Origin of the sequence: Anaeromicropila populeti (genome assembly GCF_900112775.1) — a bacterium.
Lineage (GTDB): Bacteria > Bacillota > Clostridia > Lachnospirales > Lachnospiraceae > Anaeromicropila_A > Anaeromicropila_A populeti.
Window position 1 is genome coordinate 50,769 of sequence record NZ_FOYZ01000009.1, and the last position, 22,980, is coordinate 73,748.

Below are 22,980 nucleotides of genomic sequence, written 5' to 3' on the forward strand. Positions count from 1 at the left end.
TGTATAAACAAAAATAGACTCAAAAAACGCTTCTCTTTGTGCGTTTTGAATCTATTTGTGTTTCCTCTAAATTAAGGTTTTACGTATCTTTCTTATTCTCTTCATCTAATTCCATTAGTTCGTATAATTTAGCTAGTGCATCCTTAATTCCGCCGACTTCATTAATAATGTTTTCTTCAACTGCCTGCTTTCCTACTAAAATCGTTCCCAAATCCTTTGTCAGCTGACCTGTATTTAACATCATCTCTTCCAGCCGTTCCTTCTTTGCCTCACAGTGGCTTGATATAAAACCAATGATCCGGTCTTGCATCTGTTTAAAGTAATCATAGGTCTGAGGTGCGCCAATTACCATTCCCGACATACGGACAGGATGAATTACCATTGTACCAGATGGAACAATATATGAGTAGTCTGTTGATACAGCAATCGGAACTCCAATTGAATGACTGCCTCCCAGTACTAAAGATACAGTTGGTTTACTTAATGAAGCAATCATTTCAGCAATTGCAAGCCCTGCTTCAACATCGCCTCCCACTGTATTTAATAGAATCATAACACCATGAACCTCTTTACTATCTTCAATCGCAGCAAGCTGAGGCAAAATATGTTCATACTTTGTCGTTTTCCGCTGTTGGTCAAGACATTCATGTCCTTCAACTTCTCCAATAACGGATATTAAGTGTATTTTTAGATCCTTCCCATTCTCATCTAAAGTAATCTGTCCATACTCATTAATCTTTTTATTATCCAGTTCTTCCTTTTCAGTATCATTTTGTGCCATTGTCTTACCTCTCATTTACAAAATAATCTTGCACTTCTTGAATTAGTATACCAAATGACATGAAAAATATTCTGATTTTTGCATATACTGATAAAAAGAACACTGGTGAGAATATGGAAACAATTTTATACGGTATATATCAAATAATGGTTATCACCTTAATCTGCCTTCTTGATCTAGTATCCTTTTTTGTAATTATTATATTTTTTCTAGTTCCCCAGCTCTTTTTGCCAAAAAAGTAAAATTATACAAAAGAAAATTGCTCTTTTTTAGGAATATTTCCCACGCATGATATTGCTTTCCTATCCCACATAAAATGCGTCTGAGCAAATTTTTGAATATCCTCTTCTGTAACTTGATTCAGACATTGTAATATCTCGTCTACCGTTTTAATTTGATTTCTAAGTAAATAGGTTTTCCCATTATTGTATACCTTAGATTTTGTACTTTCATTTCCAATAATCAAATCAATTTTCATTAGCTGCTTTGCCTGATCAAGCTCTGCCTGCGTGACACCTTCCTTGCAAAAGTTGTCAAGTACCATCTCCATCTCGTTTAACACAACTGGCAGTTTAGTTGGATTTAGAACAGCATCAATATGAAACATTCCCCCACATTCATAAAGACTCTCGTATGAATAAATGGAATACGTAAGGCCTTTGTCCTCTCTTAACCGCTGAAATAACCTGGAGTTATCACTACCGCCTAATATTACGTTCAGCAGGTATAATATATATTTTTCATCGGATTCGTAAGATACGCCTTCAAACGCAAGATTTAAGTATACCTGTTCAATGTCCTTTTTACGTTGAAAAGTAACTGGACAAAATGCAGCAGCTGGAATCTCTATTTTTTGTCTGCTTTTTGCAAAATGAGAGAAATGCTTTTCCAACTCCTCCATAACTCGTTCTATTTGGAATTTACCAGCTATAGATATTACCATTTGGTCACTTGTATAAGTATTTTCCTTAAATTGAAGCAAATCATTTCTCGTAAAATTACTAACAGTCTTCTTTTCGCCAGATATAATAAATCCCAGCGGATGCTCCTTCCATACTACCTTTTGCAGCATCTCATGAACTAAATCTTCTGGTGAATCATCATACATATCGATTTCTTCCAGAATGACTCCTTTTTCTTTTTCAATCTCTTCTTCCAAAAAGAGTCCATTGAACAACATATCTCCCAGCAGTTCAATTGTCTGTGGAAGCAGTTCCTCTAATGTTGTTGTATAAAAAGAAGTACATTCCTTTTCTGTAAATGCATTTAAATTGCCGCCTGTCTTTGCCATATCATCTGCAAGCTGCTTTGAAGTTCGGTTCTTAGTACTTTTAAATATCATATGCTCAATAACGTGAGAAATACCATTATTCTCTCCTGTTTCATAAACCGATCCAGCCCTAACATAAATGCCCAGGGAAACACTTCTCAAAGAATCCATTCTTTCTAATAACACAGGGATTCCATTGCTTAGCTTCTTAATTTGAACCATCTAAAAAATTATCCTTCCCGAAACAGATAAGAAAAGCGATGGCTTCCTTTTTATTTTACAAAGCTCATCACTTTTCCTGCTTACTAATATTTCAAAGTAAATCCTTTTACTTTACATCTTTCATACTAAAACTAATTCTTCCCATCTTATCTTTTCCAAGGCAAACCACTTTCACTTTATCTCCAAGTGTGAGAACGTCCTCTACGTGATTCACTCTTTCTTTTGATATTTTAGAAATATGAACCATACCTTCTTTTCCAGGAGCAAATTCAATAAAAGCACCAAAATCTTTAATTGAAATGACTTTTCCTTCAAAGATCTGTCCTTCCTCAAAGTCTGTTGTAATTACTTTAATAATACGGACAGCTTCTTGAATCATAGCGGCATCAGTACCACATACTGAAACTGCACCTTCATCAGAAATATCTATCTTAACGCCTGTCTGTTCAATAATTGCATTAATTGTCTTACCTCTTTGTCCAACAACATCACCTATTTTAGCTGGATCTATCTTCACCTGCACAATCTTTGGTGCAAACTTTCCAACCTCTTTTCTAGGTTCGCTGATACAAGGCAGCATAATGTCATTCAGAATATACATTCTGGCTTCTCTTGTTTTACGAATTGCTTCTTCAATAATTGCTCTTGTTAACCCATGAATTTTAATATCCATCTGGATTGCTGTAATACCATCTGGAGTACCTGCAACCTTAAAGTCCATATCTCCAAAAAAATCTTCTAGTCCCTGGATATCTGTTAATACAATATAATCATCATCTGTTTCACCTGTTACCAATCCACAGGAAATACCTGCCACTGGCTTCTTAATAGGAACACCTGCTGCCATCAACGAAAGAGTAGAAGCACATACAGATGCCTGTGACGTGGAACCATTGGATTCAAATGTTTCTGAAACAGTACGAATTGCATATGGGAACTCTTGTTCTGAAGGAAGAACAGGTACCAAAGCACGTTCCGCCAAAGCACCATGTCCAATTTCACGACGTCCTGGACCTCTGGATGGTTTTGTTTCTCCAACCGAATAGGATGGAAAATTATAGTGATGCATATATCTTTTAGAAGTTTCTGCTTCATCTAATCCATCAATACGCTGAGCATCAGAAAGAGGTGCTAATGTGGTTACCGTACAAATCTGAGTCTGTCCTCTTGTAAACATACCAGAACCATGCACTCTTGGAATTAAATCAATCTCTGCCGCTAACTTACGGATTTCGGTTATAGCTCTGCCATCTGGACGCTTATGATCCTTTAAAATCATTTTACGTACCGTCTTCTTCTCATACTGATAAATTGCTTCTCCCAGAACAGCAAGCCACTCTTCCTTTTCTGCAAATGCTTCTTCTAACTGTTCTCGCATTTTTTTCATATTTTCTTCTCGCTGTTGCTTTACATCTGTAAAAACAGCTTCCTCCATTTGCTCTGGAGGAACGATTTCTTTTATTGCGGCAAACAATTCTTCTGGCACTGCACAACTTGCATAGGAATGCTTTTCTTTTCCACATTCCGCCACAATAGTATCAATAAATTTAATTACTTCTTGATTAACACCATGAGCAGCAAAAATTGCCTCAATCATCTTATCTTCTGGCACTTCATTTGCACCAGCTTCAATCATAATTACTTTTTCTCTTGTAGAAGCAACCGTAAGCTGTAAATCGGATACTGCTTTCTGCGCTGCATTTGGATTAAATACAAATCCCCCATCTACAAGGCCTACCTGCGTTGTTGCACAAGGTCCATCAAATGGAATATCTGAAATTGCCACTGCAATAGCAGAACCTAACATAGCAGTCAATTCCGGGCTGCAATCTGGATCAACAGACATTACCATATTGTTTAACGTTACATCATTTCTATAATCTTTTGGAAACAACGGTCTCATAGGACGATCAATTACGCGAGACGTAAGAATTGCATTCTCAGATGCTTTTCCTTCTCTCTTATTAAATCCACCAGGAATTTTACCCACTGCATACAATTTTTCTTCATATTCCACACTAAGTGGGAAGAAATCAATTCCTTCTCTTGGCTTATCCGAAGCTGTAGCCGTAGATAGTACTACAGTATCGCCATAATGCATGAATGCTGCACCATTTGCCTGGGCACCAACTCTGTTTACATCTACTGTCAGAGTTCTTCCCGCAAGCTCCATTGAAAAACTTTTATACATATTATATCTCCTTATTTATACTATTTGGCAGGAGATGCCGAAACAACTGAACAAGCCATTGCTCTGCAATGAATTCTTCAGAAGTCTCGGTGTACATCTCCACCACGTTAACTCTTACATTATATCACTAATGAAATTATTATGCTATAGATTTTTTTATGTAACATTCTTTTTTCCATATTTTCTTAATAATAGAAATACGTGTCCCTACCAGAACACGCATTTCTATCATTGCTATCTTATATGATACACTGACCTTACCAATATCTCCTTTGCTTCCCCTTCTTCAATTTGGATCACCCGTTCTCCCTTGTTCATATCAAAAAAGTTGTCTGACAAAATCAAATCTCCATCTACTGCCTGAATTTCAACACCTTTTGCAAAGCTTTCTGCACAAACGATAATTTGTTTTCCTTTTCTCTCACAAGTTAATTTCGGATCTAAAAAATTGAAATGCTTCGGCATAGTAAATAAGCAGGTTCCTTGGGAAACAACCGTATTTTCCACCATCAATTCAAAGCTTAGGTAAGTTTCCCATTCATTAATAAATGAAAAATCTAATTTTTCCAGCCATACACTAGACAATGCCGGCACCTGCACTGCAATCTCCCCTGATAGGATTACTGTACTATCTGGAGTCCTTAATGCCCATTTTACAATACCCTGTACCTCTGCTCTCGTTTCATTTGCAACATTAAGACGGGCTGATTTTTCAATTTTTCCAGGCTCCATGATGCAGTGAGGACGTTCTGTCATTTCCCCCACCTCTTCACAGGAAATCATAATAGGTGCAAAGGCTCTTTTTTCTGCATAGTGTAAAGCTTTCCATCTGCCATAATAATCAATGCTGGACCAAGATGCTACAGGCCAGATATCATTTAACTGCCAGACTACCGTCCCCATACATCTTCCTCTGTTTCTCCGGTTATGTTCAATTCCATAGCGGATACTATCTGCCTGCAAAAGCTGGGACGCATATAATAAAAGTTCAAAATTCTGTGGGTACAAATAAGTGTCTGAAAGATAACTTAGTATTTTACCATTGGCAGCCCGGTTTCTTTGGTGCATTTCCATCACTCTGGAAAAAATATTTCGATCTCTTTCTTCCGTAAATGCTTTAACTGTCTTGAAATCTGGAAACGACTGAAAGCCAAATTCTGACAAATATCTAAAATAAAATTTCCTAAATTCTGAAAATGGCTTATTTCCATGCCAAACATCCCAGTAATGGGCATCTCCACGATTTTCATCCCATGGATTATCATAATTTCCCCCTGATGAAGGTGACGATGGCCAGTAAAAGGTATTGGGATCCTCTTCCCTTAAAATCTGCGGAATAATATATTCAAATATTTTTATATAATCACAAGTCTGCTTGATAGATGGCTTCCATACCTTATCTAGCGTCTGCGTCTCCATTTCATTATTCCCACACCATAATGCCAGTGAAGCATGGTGGCGGATTCTTCTTACATTCTCTATTGTTTCCTGCCGAATATTTTCCTCAAATTCCTCATCTAATTCATAGGATGCACACGCATACATAAAATCCTGCCACACAAGCAATCCTTCTTCATCACATATTTCATAAAAATAGTCATCTGGGTAATAGCCCCCACCCCATACCCGAATGGAATTGTAATTGGCTCTGATGCAGTCTTTCAATAATTTTCTAGTTCTTTCCTCTGTACAGCGTCCCAAAACAGAGTCCTCTGGGATGTAGTCTGCACCCATGGCAAACACTTTAATACCATTAACCTCATGAGCAAAGCAATTACCCCATTCATCCTTGTCCTGATTAATCGTAAGTGTTCTAAGACCTATTTTTTTCTCCCAAACATCGAGAACTTCACCTTCCATATCTTTCAAAACTGCTTTCACTGTATATAAAGGCTGCTCTCCATATCCATTAGGCCACCATAATTTAGGTTGTTCAATTACAATGATATCATTATTATTTTGTGCAAATACTTTGCCATCAGGTGATGTAACTGTGATTTCTGTTACCTGTTCCAGACTTTCTCCAAAAACCTCACAAATAACATCAAAAATTAATTCCACTCTATTCTCAAAATGCTCTTGTGAAACATAAACAGAATCAAATCTAGCAGTTCTGATTGAAAGCAGACTTACATTTCTCCAGATTCCTGCATCAGGAAGTCTTGGTCCCCAGTCCCATCCAAACATGCAGTGTGCCTTCCTCAAATGAGGAAATCCTTCCATTGACTCCTGAACACCACCTGTATATATTTTTTCATTTTCTTCTTTAATATATTTGGTTGGAGAATGAAGAATTATCGTAAGCACATTCAAACCTGTCTGCACAGATTCTCCAATGGAGAATTCCCATATACGATGCATGTTATTGGTATACCCCAAATGCTCATCATTGAGATAGATATCTGCCAGTGTATCAATTCCATCAAAACGGAGAATAAGCTCATCTTCTAGCAGTTCTTCCTCTACCATGAATTCTGTTTTATATTCAAAATCATTTTCCATTAGTTTTAGAGCATTTAATTCATTATCACGATAAAAAGGATCTGGAATCTTGTTTAATTTTAACAATGTGCCATAAACTGATCCAGGAACTTCTGCCTCCATATATTCCCCACCAATATCAAAAACATTTTCACCAATAATCTTTATCTGCCAAATACCATTTAAATTTACTATTTTCATCGCTATATCCTTCCTGTCCTGATCCATTTCTATTTTACATTAAAGTAGAAAACATATTAAGTACTGCTTGTTTTACTTTCATAAAAAATGGACGGCTGCGCCACTCTTCATACGTAATTTCATGACTTTCTTCCATTGCACTTACCAGATCTTCTTTCACTGTCTGTATTACTTCATTATTGCAAATCCATACACCGTTTTCATAATGAAGATAGAAGCTTCTATAGTCCATATTGATAGTGCCTACCACTCCACTATTTTCATTGATAATTGTTTTTGCGTGAAGAAATCCAGGGGTATACTCATAAATCCTCACACCATTTTTCAGCAGATAACCATAATTGTAGTTTGTAATCAATTTTACATGGGGTTTGTCCGGAATATACGGTGTAAGAATTCTGACATCCACTCCGCCTTTTGCGGCAGCAATCAGTGCCTCCTTCATATCGTCTTCAATGATCAGATAGGGGGTTGTAATATAAAGAAATTCTGCTGCGTAATAAATCATCTGTTTATAAATATTTTCAATCGGATTATTAGGATTATTCGCTGGTCCATCGGAAATCACCTGGCAATACACCTTACTCTCTGGGAACTGGGCAGTTGGACGGTATTTATTATAATCAACCATAGTATATCCCCCACAAACTTCCCACATTTGAAAGAAAGTAATAGTAAGCCCCCAAACTGCTTCTCCTTTCAGCCGTATCGCATTATCCTTCCAGATGCCAAATCGCTCTACCAAATTAGCATATTCATCTGCAATATTAAATCCCCCTGTAAAGCCTATATTTCCATCAATCACAATAATTTTCTGATGGCTGCGGTAATTCATATATAACTTGTCTGTATACTTATGAATGGGATTAAATACCCTGACTTGAAAGCCATCCTGTTCTAATTTTCTTTTGAAATGTTTTTCAGTTCGGATCATTGCCCCAAAATCGTCATACAGAAACTTTACTTCTACACCACTTTTAATTTTTCTTACTAATATTTCATAAAGCTTATCCCAAATTCCACCCTCTGCAACAATAAAGAAGTCAATTAGAATAAAGTGCTCTGCTTTCTCTAATTCCTCGAATATAACCCGAAACACATCTTCTGCCATTGGATAATAATCAATTTGATTATTTTTGTATAATGGAAACCCTTCATTAGACATATATCTAGAAATCCTTCTCTGTGATGGATTTTCAAGATAAAATTCTTCCTCCGTCTGCTTATCATGTATGGCATAGGAAAAACCATGTCTCATAATCCGTAATATGTCTCTTTCAATTTTTTTCTTAGAGTCTGGTTTTCCCCAAAGCAGGTACATGATATGTCCAGAAATAGGTAGTGCCAGTGCAATGCAAATCCACGCAATCTTATAGGATGGGCTCCGATTATCATTGACTAGGTTTAGGACCAGGATGATACTAAAAATCTCCAGAACGATATAAAAATATATTGTTACGTTTTGTAAAATGAAAGGCAAAATAATAATAATCGCAAATTGTAGGAGAACTAATAATCCTACTAAACACCCTCTTAGAAATCCACTTAAACTATTCTCTATTCTTCCTTTTAGTTCATCCTTTAAATTACCAGGATGCTCCGAAAACCAAGATTCTCTATTATCTCTCTCGTTCATCGTTTACTCCCTACACATTTATTTTAAAGTAACTAGCATTATACCATGAAAATGACTATAATACAAATTTTAATTGGTTTTGACTTCCTCTGCTTTTTCGATTATAATTTGTAAAAGGAGGTCGAACTATGATTACAATTCAAAAAACCCTACAGATTTCAAACCCTTATCCCTTTCACCGCCAATACTCTGTTTCCTGTGAAGACTGCCTCTTCTTCGATATTGAAACAACTGGCTTTCAAGCTGATATTTCTAACGTATATTTGATTGGCTGCTGCTTTTTTCAGAATAACCATTGGCAACTTATCCAGTGGTTTGCAGATGATTATATCAGTGAAAAAAATATTTTGGAGGAATTTGTTAAAAAGGCAAAATCCTTATCTGTTTTGCTACATTATAATGGAACGGGATTTGACTTACCTTATCTGAAAAAAAAGTTTATTCAACATGACATCGACTATGATTTCAGCAATCTTGTCAGCATAGATTTATATAAAAAAATATGTCCTTATAAATGGCTGCTTCCCTTCTCCAGTTTAAAGCAAAAATCTATTGAGGAATTCTTGTCTGTCCCACGTAAGGATTTATATTCTGGAGGTGATTTAATTTCAGCTTATGTTTCCTTTATAAAAGAGCATTTTATGAAACTCCCTGAAGAAAATGAACACTTACATCTCCTTCTACTCCACAATGAAGAAGATGTTTCAAATTTGATTTTACTTACTCAGGTTTTATCCTACAGTCATTTATTTGAAACGATTCCCCACACCACATATAGATTGGTTAATAATATCTTATATCTAACTGGCAGCACAAATTATCCTCTTCCTCATCCACTTTTCGTTCAAATGGACGCTGTTACATTTACTGCCCATGATACCAGCTTTCAATTAGAGATTTCTTTAATCCAGGGTGAACTAAAATATTTCTTTTCAAATTATAAAGAGTATTATTATTTGCCCGAAGAGGACACTGCTATTCATAAAAGTGTTGCTGAATTTGTTGATAAGGCACACAGGATAAAAGCCAAAGCATCTAACTGCTATACTAGAAAAGCTGGACTGTTTGCACCACAGTATAACGGAACACTTGAACCTAAATTTAAATATGCTTATAAAGATAAACAAAGTTTTATTGAAATGAATTCTTCGTTGATGGAAAAAGAATATGTTCGTAATCAATATGCATTTTCCATCCTTACTTATTTATGTCAATGCAAAACTAGAAATATACAACGAAAGTAAGGGGCAGAAATCATCTGCCCCTTATTGATTAAGTAATTTTATAATCGTCTTCTACGATAGAAAATAAATAGTCCTGTTCCTATTAATGACCCCATTCCTCCAATGGTTCCAATTACCGCACGTCTGTTGTTGTAGTATTGTACCCATCTATTTTGTGTAATCAGGAAATCTTTTATCTCTTTTGCCGTCGTATTGCCCGCAGCATCCTTTACCAGAATACTTAAATCCTGACGTTTATCAAGACCATCAATATTAAAACTAAGATCACCTTGAACATCTGAAATGGCTTCTACATCCCATGTGTGATAAACCGTATCATTCAGTCTGACTTCAACCTCTTCTACGTAAATATTATCCTTTACAACAACATAAACCAATTGGGTCTCTGCGTTATAAATCTTATTGTCTTCTATACCAGAAACCGTTATTACTGGACTTGTTTTGTCAATTGTAAATTTTATTTCCTTGTTATTTACTGTATTATCCGATTGATTTTCTGCTGCATCAGTTGATGTAATAATAACTGAATAATTTCCTTCTTTTTCAAAGTTATCTGCAAATATTGTATACGTATACTCTTTCCAGTTTGCTGTATCTTCTGATTTTGTAACTGCATAATCTTCATTTTCTGTCAGCAGCTGGACGCTTCCATCTTTTACATAGCTTACGGCATATTCTGTAAGCACATCTACATTTACCTCTCTAACTTGTAAATCTGGAACCTCTTTATTATATTTATTTAATATTCCTTCTGTCTCTTCTGATATGTCATAAGTAGAACCAAAGCGGTTTACACTGAATTCTACACTTTCTTTAATAGAATTTCCCGCTTTATCATAAATAACAGCGTCCAAAGTATAGATATCATCTATTTCCTTTGTTTCCTCAAAAATGTCTAACGTAACCTTCTGCCCTTTTCCAATCGCTGCTCGCGTAAATCCATCTCTCACTTTTCCACGTTTTTTCCCTGTCAGTGTAATAACAGAACGGTTTGTATCCAGATTTGTGTCTGTAAAGGTTACCGTTGGTACCACCTTACTGTTATACGCGTGCTTTGCCTCTACGCCCTCTATTTTCAATTCTGGCTCAGACTGATCCACAATAAACTCCTGCTTACTGATTACTTCACTCTGATTTCCTGCCATATCAACATAGCTGACAGTAATAGAGTACTCACCATCTTCCCCGCAATCAATCGTAGCCTGATGATGATCTCCATTTGCTGACCATCCGCCAACACCTGGAGCACTTACAACCGCACCATCTAACCGGCGGGTAACATCAATTTTCACATCGGAAACGTAAAAGTTATGTTCATCAATTTCAACTGTAGCCAAACGTGCATTTCTATAGTAAGCAGTATTTTCAGCATTATTATTGCTGTACTGGATTGCTACTACTGGCACTGTTTTATCAATGATAAATTCATCCTTGTGCTCATAATCAGCCTTGTTTCCAGCCATATCTGTATATGTAACTGTAAATTCATACTCACCATCTTCTGCAAAAGGAATACTAGCCGTATGCTTAATTCCATCTTCCTTCCAACTGCCCGCAGATGGTTTCATATTGGTTACTTCCGTACCATTTCGTTTAATCGAGATTACCACATCTTCTGGATTAAAATTTAATTCATCAATCTCAATTTTTGCTGTCCGAACTTCTTTAAAATACTTATCATTTACATTTGAATTATTATCATAAGTAATCTTAAGTACTGGTTTTGTAATGTCGATTTTGTATGTTTCTGTCTTCGTAACAGCAACATTTCCTACATTATCGAAATACGAAACCTGAACCCGAACTTCATTATTGTTATTCTCTTTTGCCGTCAAGGTAACCGTTTCACCCCACTGGTACGTAATATCTTTTGAATTAGAGAACTCTACATCTCCAGAAACCGCTGAACCAGCTGAGTATGATAAGCTGTTTATTCCATCGTAATCTTCTTTTACTGCCAGCTTCACTTTTACATCACCACTATAGATGCCATTTTCATTCGGTTTTGACATAGGTTCAATGGAAATTGTATCTTGTAGTGTTTGGGCTGCTTTTTTATTCTTCAGTATCAGAGAAGTTGCCTTTGTATAATTACCTTCACCCGATACATTCCCTGAATAGTCTGTTGCCTTGGCATACACAGTACCTTTAAAGTCAGGCGAAAGTGTAAAACTCACTTCTTTTGTACTTGTTTTCTTATTATCCACAACTATTTTCTTCTCATTTTGCTTTCCTGCTGTTTCATCTTCTGTATAATATTCAATTGTATGAATACCACTCATTCCATCCTCTGTTGAAATATTTACTGAAATTGCTTCCTTTGCAAAATAGCCAAATGAAATAAAATTAATAAATTTTGCAACTGCACCAGAATTTTTCTCTTTATAAACAATATCTGTCTTTTCCAGCACTGGTGCATCTTTATCAATAATAAATGTACTCGGATCACTTAATTCCCAGCTTTCACTATTTCCTGCTGCATCCACGCAGGTTATTTTTAGAGTATATTCACCGTTTGTGTCAAAAGCTATATTCTGAGAGTGGATCGCATTATTGGTAATTTCCGTACCTGGAACTGGAGCGGAAATCGTTTTACCATTCATATCACGCGCCTCCACTGAAATGGTCGTATTAGACGCAATATAGTTCACCTCTTCAATTACAACCGAAGCTGTTCTGGCCTGCTTGTAGCAATTTCCATTCTCTGCCGATACATTATCAAAATTAACTTTAATTTCTGGTTTTAACGTATCAATTGTGAATTCTTCTGACTGTTTTGTTCCCGTATTGCCACAGGCATCTATACATTCTACCTGTATCTTATACTTTCCATCTGTACTAAAATTCACTGACGCAGTATATGTATTGTCCTTTGATTTTGTCCATCCTGATGCAGTTGGTCCTCCTGTTATAACCTTAGTCTGCTCTGGAATAAAATTATGCTCAAAAATTGTAATCGTTGCCGTTCTGCTTTTATTATAAAAGTTGGTTGAATTGGTTGCATCAAATGTGATATCAACAGTAGGTACCAGATTATCAAACAATATTTTTCCATCCACTACTCTTGTAGCATTCTGTGCATTATCATATGCTTCCACATATAAATAACCACCAAATACAGAATCCAGAGTAATTTCAAAATTCTTATTCTTTATATTTGTTTCTGTCACATCTTGTTCCTGACAGTTTTGAAGTTCTGAAAGCTTAACTGTACTATCCAGTACGGTATTTGAAAATACATAGCGAATTCGATCAAGCCCTACGTTGTCTTCAAAATGAATGGTAATTGTTGCCGAATTGTCCAGCTTAATCATTTTATTATCTGTTGTCTTATATAATGCCCGCTGTTCATGATCAGACGGTTGGCCTGAACCATTTTTATAAGCATATTGAATCCAGCAAGCATCAGCTGGAGGTGCTGTCATATCAATATTAAAGCTTTCAGATATATTTTCTTTACTATTTTCACAAATATCTGCACATTCAACAGTTAGTTGATAGTCTCCTTCTTCTGAAAATATGACTGCTGCTTTGTACTGATTACCTGTCTTGACCCAACTTGGCTTAGAAAACTCTGCAAATTCCGCATTACCCTGTAATACATCCCCATCCATAAGATCCATTGTCGTACCATTTTTCTTTACTTTTACATGAAGCGCATCTAAATCTATATTGTCCTCTGTAATTGTAATATTAGCAGTACGAGATTTATTATACCCGATAACACCCAGATCGGTATTGTTTAAATCAAATTCAATTCCTATTTCTGGTTCTGTACCATCAAAATAAATAACACTATCTGTCCACCTTAAAATATTTCCAGATTTATCTGCAACTTCTACATATAAATAACCAGTATATGGTGTTTTGTCAGCACGTTCCTTAATATCTAATTCGATTGCATCCTCATTAACATCTAACGCCTTAGTGCTTAATGACTCTAATTCTTCTACTGTAGGAGTCACAGAACTTACTATTCCATATTTCACCGAATCCAAAAGCATGTTATCCTTTGCATGAAACGAAACAGCAGCGTCCTTCCGCAATAAAATTTTTCTTTCATCACCTGTTCCAGTCTCCGTCACAGCTCCATTATCCGCATAAAGGTAGTCAACATTCTGCACCTCCGGCTGAATCTGGTCAACAATAAAAGTAACCTCTAAATTTATTGCAGGTCTAGTCGCTTGATCCGTGCAACTTACAATTAAACGATACTCTCCACTGGTCTCATTCTCTACAGCACCTGGAAATGCCACATTATGAATCGTTACTGTCGTTTGATTGGTGTCAGCAGATATGCTTTTTTCACATGTTGCACCAGAAAAATCAATTGCCGGATTTCCATTTGCATTTTTAACATGCTGTTTCACATAATCCAGCCAGGTATTTTCTCCTGTTAGTTCTTCAGGCAAATTAACATCTTTAAATGTGATATCTGCAATCCGTACTTCCTTAAAATACTTATCGTTCACTGGGGTTTCTGCACTGGTGAACTGTGCGCTTACCTCTGGTTTCCCTGTATCAATGGATATCTCTTTACTTCTGTTGACTGTGGCATCTGGTTCTCTCTTATCTGCACAGAAAACAGTAATTGTATAGGCTCCATCCATTTGTAATTTGATTTCACAGGTTTTTATATTTACATCATTTTCATCCTCTTCTAACGGACTAACAGTAAAAATAGTAGTATCCATGCTGTTCTTCTCTTCATAAGAGGACGCTCCTAATACAACTTCCTTGGCAGTTCCTGTTTTAGACTTTATCGTTACTTTTGCTTCAGAAATGTTAGCTTCTACAATGGTCACTTTAGCCGTAACAGCACTTGCATAAAATCCACTTGTCGTTCCCTGCGCAGAAGATACTTGTATTTCTTCAATTACTGGTGCTACTGTATCTACTCCAAAGATGAGGCTGTTCAGGTTACTCTCTCCTTTATTTCCTGCCTGGTCAGCACAAACCACCTTTACCCCTTCATACATACCATCAGATAACGTTAATATGTACACATACTCATTTCCATTTTTACTTTCAATTGCCCAACAATCATCTGGTATTGTAAGTTTATGATTACTGCTGTCATAAACCTCAAAAGAGCTAAAATCATCAGAACTAAAATGTTCTTCTGTCACAGTCACTTTAAATTTACAGGTATGATAAAATGCGCCACTCTCAACATCCTCACTGGCGATTACCGATCCGCCTTCTGTTTTTTGAAAGCTTTCATACTCCAGTACTGCAACAGGAGCAGTCTGGTCTATATTATAATACCATCTGTTCCTATCAGTTATAACATTTCCAGCTTCATCTGATGCATCTATAACCAGTTCAAACTCACCATCTCCTAATTCTGTTAGTTCCTCTCCAGAAATAGTTGTCTCTAAATACTGCACATATGTACCACCTGTTCCAGATGTCCAGTCCAAATCCTCTAATACATGTGGTGTCCCATCTCCTGTCTTATAAAGAGTAACCTTAGGATTATCTTCAATATTTTTAATACAATAATCGCGTACCTGAATCATTATTTCAGAACTGTCACCAATGAAATGCTGTTTGGTTTTTTCAACATTCTCTTCATCTAATGCCGTATTATTTACCCACACAACTGGTTTTGTATTATCTATAATTGTCTCGTTGTCTACAAGCTCTGATGTTTTATTCCCTGCCTTATCTGTAACTGTAACTGTAAGCGTACCAGTTTGGTATTCTGTCATAGTAAACGCTTTCGTAGTATAGCTCATTCCATTTGCGTCTACACCAGAGGAAGTAATACCTTCACTAAAAGTACCATTTCCATTCACCTTATTATAAGAAGCCGTAATATCTGCTATTCCTGACTGGCTGTCATAAGCAACAACTATCATTTGGTTGACAACCGACTCCTCAATAATAGGATTAATTGGAATATTGTTTAATAATTCTTTGTACGTAGTCTTAAAAGGATACGATACGTATACACTTTCAGGAGCACTGGAATCACAAATAATCTGGTAAACCTTTGTTGTATGAAAATCATTTTTTTCATCATCGCAGCTTACGCTTATTAGATAATTTGCATTATTATCCAACGCTACTTCGTCAGATGAATACATTTTATAAGGGGAATTCAGATCTACTCCTTCTCCAAAACCAAGTGTCTGTTCATAGATAAGACCATCCAAAGTGTCAGGTAAGTTGTCAGCACTTCCCGTACACTTATATATCTTAACATAGGAATTTTCTGAATCCTTTAATAGGTCATCATCCGTAACCTTTATTTTTACTTTAGGTGAGTTACTTTTTGTATAAATTGTTATTCTTCCAATTTCGTCTTTCAATTCTTCTTCATCAATATCACTGTCATTTAAAGAAATACCAATTGAAGGCTCAATAGTAACATAATTTATAATACAGCTTTTACTGGCACAATATCTGCTTTCGCCCCATTTGTTCGTATCTTCTGTTACCTTTACTAAGAATCTTTGCAAATCCTTTGCTGTATCATCATAATTTACCTCAAAACTGATAAACCTCTTATTGTTTTCAAATTTCTCACTAATATTTTCCCTTTGCACATTATTTAATAAAATCACGTCATCAACCGTTTCATTATAATATTGAAACACTTCACTGATCGCCTTAGAAACAGTAGTGTCCTCAACCGTAACGGTTATATCTGCACTTAAATATCGGTTATCTGTCTCTGAAAAATCACTTCTATCAGCTTCTACAGTAATTTTAGGAGGCTCTGTATCAACCTTTAATGTAGTAATCGTACTAGAATCATTACTCTTCAAAGTGTCACTTTCACAGTATTCTTCCGTTTCATAGCCATTTTTATAATATCGGACACTTATTGTCTTATAGTAACCATCTGGAATATGAGTAGAAACTATTATTTCTTTTTCACTGACAACTGATTCTACTTGCCATTCCAGATTATCTAACTTCATATCTATATTATTATTTTCCCAAGATAACCTCAAATTATTATTTAGAACTGATTCAGTTGAAAACTGAGCATTCTTATCCTTTACCTTCACCACTAATCTCGTTTCATTTGATGCCTCTGCTTCGTTGGCATCATCATATTCATAGAAATTATTACCATTTATATCCTTTTCAAAACATGTTTCTGTTTCTCCATATAATACTTCTATCATTTGCGCGTTCTCAACAGAAAAATTCTCAACTGCACATTCTATTAATAAAGAAGTTATTTCTATATCTTGAATTTCAAAATATAAATATCCTCCATTTAGCACCGTTGCACAGGTAAGAGAATCGCCATTGTCATTCGTGGCTTTTATTTGTTTTCCATTACTAACTAACGTATTATTTGCACTATCTTTAATGGGAATATCCTCTATCATTTCACTGGTAGATAGAATTTTACATCCTTCCACTGGCGTAATAGTAAGTTTATTTTCTGCTACATTGCTTCCATCTAAATTAGTTGTAAAACACGGTTCTGGAGTATTAACGGATAAATAAGAGCCTACAACACCCAACTGCAAGTTGAAAACGCCCAGCTCCATTGATAATGTCTGCTGTGGAAGTCCTCCCTGCATACCACGAAATTTAACTTTTTGTACAGTGCAAGGTTCGTTGACAACATCTGAATAAAAAATATTTGGGAAAATCTTTGTGTCAAATACAATACTTCCCGTTTTATCTTTTAGTACAATTATATTATTATCTGCATCATATTCCACAGAATACTCTGTGTTCTCTAATCTTCCCTCTATGTAATCAACAATTGCTTGTTTTGTTGAACCTCCTAACGTACGGCTGACATCACCCATACCTACAATAATCTTATTTGTAACAACCATTAAAGTAACTTCTGCTTTTGTAGAATCGTCCTCACCCACATACTTTGCATATAAGGTTACCTCCTCTGACTCCCCTTCTACTTCGCCAAAAGTCACATTAAAACTTCCTTCTGTTCCATCCACTCCATTAATATCTGCTAAATCTGAGTCACTGGATGTAAGTTCAATCTCCTTTTCTGGTTCTACAAATGTAATATTAATAGTTTGACCACTAACATAGTGATAATCATCCAGTTCGTCCTCAAAACTCAAAGCCTGTGGTTCTTCGCTGGCTTCCGGTGTTGCTGCCGGCTCTTCTGAACTACCTGGTTCTTCGCTGGCCTCTGGTGTTGCTGTCGGCTCTTCTGAACTGCTTGGCTCTTCACTGGCCTCTGGTGTTGCTGTCGGCTCTTCCGAGCTTTCTGGCTCTTCACTGGCTTCCGGTGTTGCTGTCGGCTCTTCTGAGCTTTCTGGTTCTTCGCTGGCTTCCGGTGTTGCTGTCGGCTCTGTTCCTCCCTCACCTTCCGCATATGCAACCTGCGTTTTCAACGAAAACGAACTTAATAAAAAATCATTCTTGAATAGATTGACTGTTAATAAAATAACCAACATAACAGTAAGAATTTTTGAAAATTTCTTCTTTCCAAGGCCCTTCATACCCATCCTCCTAAGTCTCATAACCACTTTTAACTATTCTATATGCACTAACTTTACATAATCCTTCCAGTTTATTGTACATGAAAATGAACATAAAATCAATATTAATTAAAAAATCCTCACGCACATGCGTGAGGACTCTGTGAGAATCTCATTTTATAATTATAAAACTGGAAATTATTCTGCAGAGATAATTTCCTTCTTATTATATGAACCACAAGCTTTACAAACCCTGTGTGGCATCATTAACTCTCCACATTTACTACATTTCACAAGATTTGGAGCAGCCATTTTCCAATTTGCTCTACGACTATCCCTTCTTGCTTTTGAAGATTTATTCTTTGGACAGATTGACATATTTACACCTCCTTAAAATTCTTGAAGACATCTTGAAATGCCGACATTCTCGGATCACCTACAGCTTTATCGCACTGGCAATTCTCTTTATTCAAATTTGTTCCGCAAACAAAACAAATGCCTTTACAATCTTCTGAGCATAAAACTTTTAAAGGGAACTGAATTAATATTTCATTATATAATAATAACTCTGTATCCAGATCATAACCAATCACATAGTTGGTTTCATCTAATTCTTCAATTCTATCCTTTTCAGTTTCATGAAAATCCAAATTCTTTGAAACGTGAATGTCAAACTTCGTTTCAACTTCTTCAAGGCATCTACTACATGGAAGCATAAGTGAAATCTCTGTGCTGCACTCAAGTGAAATCATTCGTTCCCCTTCACAAGAGATTTTTAAATCAATTGGATTTTTCTTCGCAAAAGAATACTCAGCTCCATCCAGTTTAAAATATTCCATTTCAATCGGAACTGTGATGTGTAGGACTTTGCCCTTCACTGACATAATCTCTGATAAACTAATTAACATAAATTATCTCCATAACCCTGTTTATTTAGGTTTTCCACAAGGATTTTTCCACACTTTCTTAGTTATACCACACCGATAAGCAAAAGTCAACCAAATTACATTTAATTCTGCTCTTTTTATACAAAGTCTAAACTAAAGCTACTGTTTCCCGTGCAATAGCCAATTCTTCATTAGTTGGTATAATGTATGCTTTTACTTTTGAATCAGGAGTAGAAATCATTATTTCCTTTCCTCTGGCTTTATTGTTCTCTGGATTTAGCTGTATTCCCAAGTATCCCAAATAGGAAATTGTCTGGGCACGAACCACATGATCATTTTCACCAACACCTGCTGTAAACGCAATGGCATCTACACCATTCATAGCGGCAACATAAGAACCGATATATTTTGCAACATGATAGGAAAATACCTTTACCGCACGTTTTGCATAAACATCTCCCTCATTAGATGCCTTATCTAAGTCTCTGAAATCACTGGAAAGTCTGTTTGACATGCCATAAACACCAGATTCCTTATTTAATACATTCATAACCTCTGAAATAGTTTTATCCTCTTTTTTTGCAATAAATTCAATAATTGCGGGATCTAAATCTCCGCTTCTGGTTCCCATAATCAATCCTTCTAATGGTGTCAATCCCATACTGGTATCAACAGACTTACCATTTTTCACCGCAGATACGCTGGAACCATTTCCCAAATGGCACACAATAACCTTTGAATCATTTAAATCCAAACCCGCAACTTCAACCAGTCTTTTTGATACAAAACTGTGACTTGTACCGTGAAAACCATATCTTCTTATTTTATATTCTTCATAATATTTAACTGGCAGTCCATACATATATGCCTCTTCTGTCATTGTCTGATGAAACGCCGTATCAAATACAGCTACCATTGGTACTTCTGATAACGCCTTTTTGCAGGCATCTATTCCAATAAGATTTGCTGGATTGTGAAGTGGAGCCAACTCATTACATTCTTCAATTGCTTTTACTACCTCATCCGTAATTACAACAGAGGAAGCAAATTTTTCTCCACCATGAACCACTCTGTGGCCTACTGCCCCAATCTCCTGTAAGCTTTTTATTACCCCATAAGACTCATGAATCAGAGCATCTAAGACACATTGAATGGCAGCTGAATGATCTTTCATTTCCACATCTGTAATTATTTTTTCTCCATCACCAGGTTTATACGTAAACCTTCCATCAATTCCTACACGCTCGCAAATTCCAGATGCCACAGCAGCCTCTGTCACAGAATCAATTAACTGGTACTTTAACGATGAACTTCCACAATTTATTACTAATACTTTCATAACCTATAAAACCTCTTTCCTTCTCTAGCTTAACGCTGTGCACTGGCTTGAACTGCTGTAATCGCTACAACACCAACAATATCTTCTGCTGAACATCCACGGGACAAATCATTCACTGGCTTTGCAATTCCTTGAGTAAGCGGACCATACGCCTCTGCCTTTGCTAATCTTTGAACCAGCTTATAACCATTATTTCCAGCATCCAGAGTTGGGAAAATCAACACATTTGCATTTCCAGCAATTTCACTTCCTGGTGCCTTAAACTGACCAATACTAGGAACAATTGCCGCATCCACCTGATATTCTCCATCCAGTTTAATTTCTGGATACATTTCCTTAGCCAGTCTGGTTGCTTCTACAACCTTATCCACATCAGGATGCTTAGCACTTCCTTTTGTAGAGTGAGAAATCATTGCTACATATGGATCCTGCTGTACCAATAACTCAAAACTGTATGCAGTAGTACCAGCAATATGAGCCAACTCTTCTGCATTTGGATTTTGATTCAACCCTGCATCACCAAAAATAAAGATACCATTTGATCCGTACTCACAATTAGGAACTACCATAACAAAAATCGCCGAAACTAACTTTGTTCCTGGAGCTGTTTTTAATATTTGTAAAGATGGTCTTAACACATCGGCAGTTGCATGACAAGCACCAGCAACCATTCCATCAGCATCTCCTGCCTTAACCATTACAACACCAAAGTACAAGTAATCTGATAATAAAATCTTTTTTGCCTCTTCATATGTCATGCCCTTGCTTTTACGGGCTTCCACTAAAACCTCTATATATTCATCCAATTTAGCAGTTTTCTCTGGATCTACAATTGTAACCTCCGACAAGTCATATCCATATTTTGCGGCCTTCCCCAGAACCTTATCCCTGTTTCCCAGTAAAACCAGTTCTGCAATATCTTCCTCCATTATTTTCACTGCTGCCTGAATCGTTCTTATATCATTCGTTTCAGGTAAAACAATTGTCTTTCTGTCTTTTCTTGCTCTCTCTTTTATTGTTTCAATAAAATTCATTTAATTAGCTCCTTTCAAAAAATGCACCTTCTATAACGCACTTCTTTTGCAACTACTTATCCTCGCATTGCAAACTGATTTATATTGTGTACTTGTATAAGTAACTTACTTTTCGGGTTCATTATATACCAATTGTTTATTGCATACAAGATGTCCAGAAGCTAATTTTGGTACTAAATTAAGTACAATTGCGCTTGTTAAATTATTCTCAATTTATTGTTAAAAAACTCTCAAACTCTAACCAATTTACCGACGCTCTGCAAGAAAAAAAAGAGCAACTGTACCTGGTCCAGAATGTGCTCCAATAACAGGATCTAGTATATTCACAATCATTTCCTTGACATGAAATCTATTTTTCACTTTATCTGCAAGATACTCTGCATCCTCTAAACAATCTCCGTGGCTAATTGCCACATATTGGAGTTCTGGATTTACAATATTCTCTTCCAAATACCTATATAAACTGTCTAATGACTTTTTCCGTCCTCTTGCTTTTTCAATTACAATCAGGTGTCCCTCATTGTCCACATGCATAACTGGTTTTATGCTCAGTGCGGAACCAAAAATAGCTGCTGCTGTAGAAAGACGTCCTCCTCTTTTTAGAAAGAACAGATCTTCTACTGTAAACCAATGGCAAAGCTTTAGGCGATTATCTGCCACCCATTGATATGCTTCTTCAATAGTCTTCCCATTTTCTCGTAAATCAATCACATACCGCACCAGAAGTCCTTCACCTAATGCGGCACTTAATGTATCGATATAAAAAATTTTATTGTTTGGATATGCTTCCTTCAACTCCTCTAGTACAATAGAAACGGCCTGGTAGGTTCCACTAAGCCCAGAAGAAAAGCCCAGATATAGTACATCCTTTCCAGACTTCAGCACTTCTTCAAATGCTAATCCTGCACTTTCGATATTCACCAGCGATGTCTTTACATGGACTTTTTCCCTCATCATTTGATAAAATTGACTTAAATCTGTATTCTGCCCTTTTACATATCCAGAATACTCTTCTTCATCCACAAAGAATGAAAGTGGCAACACTTCAATGCTATATTTATCAATCATTTCCTCTGGCAAATTTGCTGCACTATCTGTCATAATTGCAAAACTCATAGACTCTTCCCCCTGTCATGTAGATATAATACCATAATATCTAGTAATCATTACCATTATAAGCATTTTGTATCAATCTGTCAATTACATGTTCAACTTGTAGATTCTCATAATTCCGATTATAATATAAGAAAAAAACATATTTGAAG

At 36.2% G+C, this 22,980-nt stretch carries 12 protein-coding genes; 1 reads left to right on the plus strand and 11 read right to left on the minus strand.

What is annotated here, in order from left to right; translation table 11 throughout:
• Positions 1 to 79 precede the first annotated feature (79 nt).
• From BM305_RS11995 to cls, 5 genes are all read right to left on the minus strand, one after another.
• On the minus strand, positions 80 to 781 hold the full coding sequence (locus BM305_RS11995; RefSeq protein ID WP_092561131.1) for a ClpP family protease: 702 nt from the start codon (positions 779 to 781) through the stop codon (positions 80 to 82).
• A gap of 244 nt (positions 782 to 1,025) precedes the next feature.
• Entirely contained in the window at positions 1,026 to 2,273 is a 1,248-nt protein-coding gene (locus tag BM305_RS12000; protein ID WP_092561133.1) for a M16 family metallopeptidase, read from the minus strand.
• Between the two features lie 106 nt (positions 2,274 to 2,379).
• Entirely contained in the window at positions 2,380 to 4,464 is a 2,085-nt protein-coding gene (locus BM305_RS12005; protein WP_092561135.1) for a polyribonucleotide nucleotidyltransferase, read from the minus strand.
• A 234-nt stretch (positions 4,465 to 4,698) separates the two neighbouring features.
• A complete protein-coding gene (locus BM305_RS19940; RefSeq protein ID WP_092561137.1) occupies positions 4,699 to 7,146 on the minus strand; it encodes a beta-mannosidase in 2,448 nt (815 codons plus the stop codon).
• A 34-nt stretch (positions 7,147 to 7,180) separates the two neighbouring features.
• Positions 7,181 to 8,782: a cardiolipin synthase gene (gene cls / locus BM305_RS12015; RefSeq protein ID WP_092561139.1), complete on the minus strand. Its 1,602-nt coding sequence runs from the start codon at positions 8,780 to 8,782 to the stop codon at positions 7,181 to 7,183.
• 128 nt (positions 8,783 to 8,910) lie between these two features.
• Here cls and BM305_RS12020 point away from each other — a divergent pair, with 128 nt between their 5' ends.
• Complete coding sequence (locus BM305_RS12020; RefSeq protein WP_092561141.1) at positions 8,911 to 10,026, plus strand: ribonuclease H-like domain-containing protein; 1,116 nt, start codon at positions 8,911 to 8,913, stop codon at positions 10,024 to 10,026.
• 38 nt (positions 10,027 to 10,064) lie between these two features.
• On the opposite strand, the gene BM305_RS12025 is transcribed toward BM305_RS12020, so the two are convergent.
• The 6 genes from BM305_RS12025 to BM305_RS12050 all read right to left on the minus strand — a co-directional run bounded on the left by BM305_RS12025 (position 10,065) and on the right by BM305_RS12050 (position 22,831).
• Positions 10,065 to 18,476 (minus strand): Ig-like domain-containing protein, encoded by an 8,412-nt coding sequence (locus BM305_RS12025; RefSeq protein WP_092561143.1) that lies wholly within the window; start codon positions 18,474 to 18,476, stop codon positions 10,065 to 10,067.
• A gap of 177 nt (positions 18,477 to 18,653) precedes the next feature.
• Positions 18,654 to 18,833, minus strand: a complete 180-nt coding sequence (gene rpmF, locus BM305_RS12030; RefSeq protein WP_092561145.1) for a 50S ribosomal protein L32 — start codon at positions 18,831 to 18,833, stop codon at positions 18,654 to 18,656.
• A gap of 2 nt (positions 18,834 to 18,835) precedes the next feature.
• Positions 18,836 to 19,363 carry a YceD family protein gene (locus tag BM305_RS12035; RefSeq protein WP_092561147.1) on the minus strand — a complete coding sequence of 176 codons (528 nt, stop codon included), beginning with the start codon at positions 19,361 to 19,363 and terminating at the stop codon, positions 18,836 to 18,838.
• Positions 19,364 to 19,490: 127 nt separating this feature from the next.
• Positions 19,491 to 20,681, minus strand: a complete 1,191-nt coding sequence (locus BM305_RS12040) for an acetate/propionate family kinase (RefSeq protein ID WP_092561149.1) — start codon at positions 20,679 to 20,681, stop codon at positions 19,491 to 19,493.
• 29 nt (positions 20,682 to 20,710) lie between these two features.
• Entirely contained in the window at positions 20,711 to 21,715 is a 1,005-nt protein-coding gene (gene pta, locus BM305_RS12045; RefSeq protein WP_092561151.1) for a phosphate acetyltransferase, read from the minus strand.
• A 246-nt stretch (positions 21,716 to 21,961) separates the two neighbouring features.
• Complete coding sequence (locus BM305_RS12050) at positions 21,962 to 22,831, minus strand: DegV family protein (RefSeq protein WP_092561153.1); 870 nt, start codon at positions 22,829 to 22,831, stop codon at positions 21,962 to 21,964.
• Positions 22,832 to 22,980: the final 149 nt, after the last annotated feature.

Coding starts and splice junctions, on each gene's coding strand:
- BM305_RS11995 (WP_092561131.1), bottom strand. CDS start 781: ATGGCACAAAATGATACTGAAAAGGAAGAACTGGATAATAAAAAGATT.
- BM305_RS12000 (WP_092561133.1), bottom strand. CDS start 2,273: ATGGTTCAAATTAAGAAGCTAAGCAATGGAATCCCTGTGTTATTAGAA.
- BM305_RS12005 (WP_092561135.1), bottom strand. CDS start 4,464: ATGTATAAAAGTTTTTCAATGGAGCTTGCGGGAAGAACTCTGACAGTA.
- BM305_RS19940 (WP_092561137.1), bottom strand. CDS start 7,146: ATGAAAATAGTAAATTTAAATGGTATTTGGCAGATAAAGATTATTGGT.
- cls (WP_092561139.1), bottom strand. CDS start 8,782: ATGAACGAGAGAGATAATAGAGAATCTTGGTTTTCGGAGCATCCTGGT.
- BM305_RS12020 (WP_092561141.1), top strand. CDS start 8,911: ATGATTACAATTCAAAAAACCCTACAGATTTCAAACCCTTATCCCTTT.
- BM305_RS12025 (WP_092561143.1), bottom strand. CDS start 18,476: ATGAAGGGCCTTGGAAAGAAGAAATTTTCAAAAATTCTTACTGTTATG.
- rpmF (WP_092561145.1), bottom strand. CDS start 18,833: ATGTCAATCTGTCCAAAGAATAAATCTTCAAAAGCAAGAAGGGATAGT.
- BM305_RS12035 (WP_092561147.1), bottom strand. CDS start 19,363: ATGTTAATTAGTTTATCAGAGATTATGTCAGTGAAGGGCAAAGTCCTA.
- BM305_RS12040 (WP_092561149.1), bottom strand. CDS start 20,681: ATGAAAGTATTAGTAATAAATTGTGGAAGTTCATCGTTAAAGTACCAG.
- pta (WP_092561151.1), bottom strand. CDS start 21,715: ATGAATTTTATTGAAACAATAAAAGAGAGAGCAAGAAAAGACAGAAAG.
- BM305_RS12050 (WP_092561153.1), bottom strand. CDS start 22,831: ATGAGTTTTGCAATTATGACAGATAGTGCAGCAAATTTGCCAGAGGAA.